Raw genomic sequence first — 6,883 nt, 5'->3', positions numbered from 1 at the left:
CCCTGAAACCCGACCGCTAAGCGTGCCGTTACCGAAGTGTTACAGAGCTTTAGCTGAAAAGCAACGGGCTTACCTCCGTTTGGAGCCGCATCACGTAATGCGTGAGAGAAATATAAGGCGCAGCTTCTCTGCCGAGAAACAGCCGCAAACGCAGACCTCGGCAGGTCATACAACTGTTTCAGAAAAGCCATGCCCGACGAAAAATCGTCAACCCTCTCTACTCTTTAAGGGGGCTTTTCAGAGCCCAAAAAACAACCCTGTCACGAAAAAAAATCGGGATTTTTTTTATGCCGTTTCGGCTGAAACCCCATAAAACATTGCAAATACTGGGAAAAGACAAAAACACGGGAGTACGGAAGACGGGAGTATGAAACACGGGAGTACGGAAGACGGGGGAAAGAACGCGGTAAGCAATAAGCGGGAAGCTGAAAGCTAAGTGCAAAGTTAAAAGTGCAAAGTTCAAAAAGCAAAGAAAAATCTTTTGAATTTCATTTTGCATTATACATTATGCATTATACATTGGTTTTTTAAGCTTATAGCTTATAGCCTATAGCGTATAGCGTGAGTGAGCGCGAGCGAAGCGAGCAATAAACGGCAAGCGTTAAGGTAGAAAGTAGAGAATAGAAACTACCGACTGCCAACTTTCCGTCATTTGCAACTTGTTCGGAATATTAGGCTAAAAAACATAAAAATACTTGACGTTTCGGCGAAACAGGCTTAGTATACGAGCGTGTGGGAAGCAGTTTCCATGCGTCGCTTGTGTATAGAGATAATTTGCAAATATGACAGTACAGCAGGTTATAACAGATTTTACGATGAATTGCGAGGACTGAAAAATGATGAAATTCAAAAAAACAGCTGCATGCCTTATACTTGTTTCTTTTATCTTCGGAACGGTGTCACCGGCGGCGGCATCGCCGTTTATTACATGGAGTCAGTTCCCCAACAACAGCTCAGGACATCCCAACAGGCTTGTGTATAACGGAACTAACTGGGTTAGGATTACGGATAATTGCATATTAATGTCCAATACAACCACCTCCGGAGCCATGAACTGGTCGAATGCGAACAACTGGGCTAATAGTTATACCAATAAGATTACAGATTCCTATGAAGTGAAAATAAAAGGAGAAACAAGGCTTTTAACAAGAGATGAGGCAGTTGCCATGGGAGGAAATGCAGAGAGAAAATTTACCACAAGATGGTGGACAAAAACATCCAGTGGACCTGGTAATCACTATCAAATATTTACTGATGGAGACATAAGAGAAGGCAACGACCCGAAACTTTACGACAGACAATCACGCGCTGGATTGTGGCTGCAGAACATAGACGCGAACGTATATTATCTGAGCGCGTACAGCGGCGGAGCAAAAGCTGCCTCTGCCGGAACAATAACAACAGAAACGGACAGCCAGAGCCAGATGAAGTTCACCTACAAAGACACTTCGCTTGCAGCGCCGACAGTAGGCGGCGGGACACTTGCTTTGGACGCTGCCGGTGTATCAAGCTGGTACACGGACACGACAAACAGAATTGCGGCAACGGTAGGAAACGCAGACCCTATTTCCGCGGCGGGCTACATGCTCATGAAAGACGCAGCCACGGAACATACGCTGACACTCGGAGGAGCGGGCGCCTACACGGGAGATGCAGATTTGTACCTTCATTCAGAAATAACCGGCACAAACTACGACCGAATGGGAACGGAAACCTTCAGTTTCAAAGATGCCGGATTCAATTTAACCTACTACAACGGGATACTCAAGGCGATGACGCTGCCGGAATTGTACGGAACCGCAGAAAACGCGATTACCCTGAACAACGGCTTTGAACTCACCCTTGCCGATGGAAACTATGCGCAGGGCATAACAATCGCAAACGGCGGGGGAAAGATAATAGGCGGTGCCGTCTCTGCTAAAATCAACGGTGACACAGCTTTGAACGGCAACCTCACATACGACGGAACAATAACCAATACGGGCAGCGCATCTGGCAGCAAAAAAGTCATTGTCGCGGACACGGGACATCTGACAAATGAAGGCACGATAACAGCATCCCTGGACAACGAAGGAGAAATAAACGGCGCAGGAAGCCTGATACTCAACGGAGACTCTGTGAACAACGGAACAATAACACAAAAAGAGCTGAACGTAACAGATGCCGGAACACTGGTCACAAACATAGCAGACCTTAACATAACTGACTTAACAGTACAAAACGCGGGAAAACTCAAACTCGCCGACACGACAGCAGCAGAAAACAACAACAACATAACCGGATACAGCGGCATCAACGGAGAACTCGAAATAGACGGAAACATAAAAAACAAAGCCGCAATAATACAGGATAAAATAACAGTAAACAACAGCAGAGAGCTCACAAACAACGGAACAATCAAAGGCGCGATAATCAACAACGGAACGATAGACAACAGCGGTGACATAGAAGGAACACTGGACAACAATGGAACAATAAAAACTAAAGCGGATAATCTTATACTGACGGAAAGCATCATCAATGACACCGCAGGCTCGCGGATAATATTTACCGGAGGCAGCAACGAAAACGAAATAAACGGCATAGGCACCACAGAATTTCAGGGAGAAAACATAAACAACGCGGACATAACGCAGGGTGAAATAAAACTTGTAAACGCGACTGTAACAAACACGGGAAAAATGAAAGCGACAAACGCCGACTGCATAATAGTTGACACCTCATCCGAACTTACGACAAACGCAGACGACCTGGACGGAATACTCAAAAACAACGGAACAGTCAACCTGACAGGCGGCAAAACTGCCATGGAAATCAAATCAGATACACGGGGAACGCTCAACCTTACCGGAAACACAGAATTTGGAGCGGCAGTAAACAATCAGGACGTTAACCTGAAAACAGGCGTACTCAACACACAAAGCGTACGCAAACTAAACGCGACGGACAGCCTTGTGCTTGACGCACCCGGCGAACTCACGCTGCAGGACGGAAACATAAACCCGCCGGCGGAATTTACGGTGAACAAATTTGAAGCAAACGGAGCGTTGCTCAAAATAGACAGCGACATCTCAATACCGGGCTCGGAAAAAGGCGACGTAATAAAAGCTGCGGAAACACTCGGCAGCGGAATCGGCAGAATATTCATAAACGTAGTAAAAGGTATAAACGAAATCGGCATAACTCAGACACTGAAAATAATAGATTCAGATACGGCAATAGCGCCGGATTTTGAAATAGCGGACACAGTATCTGTCTACGACGCAAAAAACACTGACGGGGACTGGGTAAGCTTCAAATCAAAATTCACGCAGGACACAACGGACAGAGGCACTGTAAAAATAACCACCGTATATGCCGATACACTGCCGCAGATAATACAAAACGTACCTGTTGGTGCCGGTGAGGTTGAAGTTTTCTCAATGGGTTTTGACAGAACAATAGAAGGACAAACAGCGCAAGAAACGCCGGGATTGGGTGTTTTGACAAGAACAGAAGCCTCCACGCCGAGAGAACTTACGGTTAACGGCAACGGACGCAAAATAGACGGCAACGGACTGCCCGGAGTAACGATAGAAAACGCAGGCGACATCCTTAACCTTTCAAATGTTACAATGACAAACTTCCAAAACAGCGTTGTAACAGTCGGTGAAGGAACGCACAGCACTCTCAGCGGCGTTAAATTTACAAACACGAACGGAAACGCGGACGTAACGAACAACGGAACGCTTGACATATACACAGGCACAGAATTTGACAAAGGAATAAACGGGACAGGAACGGCAAACGTAAAAGAAAATATCGCTATATCCAACACGGCGGCGATAACGCAGAACACAATAAACATATCAAACGGAGCGGTACTGAAAAACAGCGGAACAATAACAGTAAACGATAAAATTCTTGGTTCAGGCATAATAGACGCGGAAACCGGATCAAGAGGAAAAATAACACTCAACAATGCCGCGATAAAAACAGCCGTGAAAAAACAGGACATAACGCTGGGCAGCGGAACACAGCTGACGGCAGCTGACGCAGTGAACGTGAGCGGCAACGATGACAGTCTTTTGCTTGCCCAGGATGCCGTTTTGGACCTTGGCAACGGAACAGCGTCAGACACGCTGAGCCTGACAACCTTCAAAGCGGACAATGCAAAACTGCGGTTTGATACGGATTTATCTGCGGACCAAAGCGGAAGTACGACAAAACAAAGCGACATTATCACAGCACAAAAAATAAGCGGAGACAACCTTATACTCGATTCAATAAACATACTGAACGGCTTCGGAGGAGAAGACGTTTCGGCAACGGCGCAGATAAGAATAACCCAGGCAGCGGATTTAAGCCTGAATACACTCAAAATAACAGGAACAAGAGCCGTCTGCGGTCCGTTTGAATACACATTTACCCAGAACACGGAAGACAAAGGTTTGCTTGACGTAACCAAAAACTATGCGTACACGCTGCCGCAAATAATACAAAATTACAAAGATCCTTCGCGCGGCGCAGAGGCCGGAGAAGTATCAAGCTACTCGCTCGTAAGCAATGATACGGCCTTTGGCGACCTTACCAGAACGGACAGCCAAAAAGCGGGCGGTGACGCAAGAACATTCACAATATACGGCAACGGTCATATACTGCAGGCATTGGCAGAAGAAGAATATAAAGGAATAACCGTAGCGGACGAAACAAAAGGCGGAGTCGGAGACACACTTGAACTGTACGGCGGTATTGACGTGTACGGAGAACCTGCAGAACTTGCGCTCTCGGGCTACGACACGGCGCTCACAAACAAAACCGGAGGAAAAATCATACTCGGCGACGGAATAAAATTCACCGATTCCAAAGGAAACGAAGACATAAAAAATGACGGACAGCTGTACATAAACGGGACAGTAAACCTTGAAAAAGGAATAACAGGCAGCGGAAATACCGTACTGGACGCAAAACTTGAATTGGAAAACGGAACGAAATTGCAACAGAACACCGTGAAAATGACGGAAAACGCGGAACTCACAGCAAATGCTTCAGACATAACCACAGACAATGCCGTAGAAAATGAAGGCACCATTAACTTTACCGGAGGATTAAATGAAAACAAAATAACCGGCAAAGGCACTACAAACATACTAGGCAGTGTGAAAAACCTTGAGGACATTGTGCAGAACACGACAGTCTGCCTGAACGCCGTGCTTGAAACCTCCCTTGACAAACTTAAAGGTGCAATTTTTGTCAATGAAGGAGAAACAGTAATAACCGGCGGAAAAACAGACACAGCCATTGACGGCAGGGGAATGTTCACCTTTGCCAAAGGTGTTTCCAACGCAGGGCTTAATGCCTCAAAAACCATATTCAGCCCGGGAACTGTACTTAACTTTATCATTGACGGCCACAAAGCCGGAGATACGATACTTGAAAGCACAGACGGCTGTTTTGATCTCAAATCGCTGAAAGTAAAAGATTATTTCCTGACGCAGAACGAAAACGAAACAATACTCAAAGAAAAAGGCGAACGCATAACACTCATAAATGGAGCTGAAAACTATACCGGCAGTACAAACGAATACATACCCGACAAAATTCCGACAAAAGGCAAAGCTTTGACCACGAACTACGGAATGTATCTGGATGAAGAAGAAGCTAAACTGTTTATGGAATACTATGATCTCAGCGTACTTGAAAGAGCTAAGTCACTGTCTGAAGGAAGAATGGCGGCAATATCGGCGATAAACAATGCCACAGACCTCATAGCAGACAGAGTAATAAACGAAATCGGCACACTTGAAAACGACGGGAAAGAATGGACAAGCTTCGTAAGCATACAGGGAAGCCGCGGACATTACGAAACAGGCTCATACATAGACATGAACGGAAGCAGCGTTGCGGCGGGACTTGCGAAAAAAATAAGCGCGAACACAACAATAGGCGTCTTTGCCGAAGGCGGCTGGTCACGCTACGACAGCACCAACGAATTTGAAAACTTCGGAACGGTAACGGCAAAAGGAGACATAAACCATTTCGGCGGAGGCATACTGCTCAAAACGGAAGCAGACGCTACAGACAAAGGAAACCTCTATGGGGAAGCGTCAGTCAGAGCAGGACATATTTCGCAGGACTATTCAAGCGAAAACCTGCTGCCCTCCGCAAAAATAGATTATGACGCAACAGGCCGTTATCTTGCAGCGCATGCGGCAGTAGGCTATAACCACAAACTGAAATCAGGCAACACAGTAGATACCTACGTAAAATACCTGTATGCGCACCAGGGTGGGGACGATACAACACTCAGCTTTACAAACGAAGAAATAAACTTCAAACCTGTAGAAAGCCACAGGGTACGCGCCGGTTTCCGCTACAACAAAACAGTGGACGCAGACTTCAAAGCATACGGCGGACTCGCCTACGAATACGAATTCAGCAGCAACGCCGCGGCGACAACACAGGGACTTGCGATAGCCGAGCCTGACCTGAAAGGCGGAACAGGCGTGGCGGAACTTGGGTTGTCCTACAAAAAAGCAGGCTCTCCCTGGGCGTTTGATTTCACGATAATTGGAACGGCAGGCAAACGCGAAAGCATAGGAGCAAACCTGACGGCATGGTACGAATTCGGAGAAGCGGGAAAAGAAAAAATACAGACAGCACAGCCCTGGACACCCGGTACAGCGCCGCAAACAGCGCAAACAGATATTACTGCTGCTGAAATTGAGCAGTACAGACCGCCTGTAACAGTTGACACGACAGCTAAGACGGATGAAAAGCCGGTAGTAACATTAACAACGGAATAACTGCAGGGCTTGAAACTGGAAGCACTAAGCGAACAGTATGTAACGAAAAAAACGGCTTGGGATTAAAAAATTCCCAAGCCGTTGATTTGTGAAACGGT

Annotated in this window: 2 protein-coding genes; both read left to right on the top strand. The window is 46.4% G+C overall.

What is annotated here, in order from left to right:
* The coding region (locus tag KBS54_06545) for a hypothetical protein (protein ID MBQ0055783.1) at positions 1–313 on the top strand (313 nt) is incomplete at its 5' end.
* Positions 314–836: 523 nt separating this feature from the next.
* Positions 837–6,785 carry a hypothetical protein gene (locus tag KBS54_06540; GenBank protein ID MBQ0055782.1) on the top strand — a complete coding sequence of 1,983 codons (5,949 nt, stop codon included), beginning with the start codon at positions 837–839 and terminating at the stop codon, positions 6,783–6,785.
* Positions 6,786–6,883: the final 98 nt, after the last annotated feature.

The sequence above is a fragment of the Candidatus Equadaptatus faecalis genome, from assembly GCA_018065065.1.
In the GTDB taxonomy this organism is placed as follows: Bacteria; Synergistota; Synergistia; order Synergistales; family Synergistaceae; genus Equadaptatus; species Equadaptatus faecalis.
This window is presented reverse-complemented; position numbering and strand designations above follow the sequence as displayed.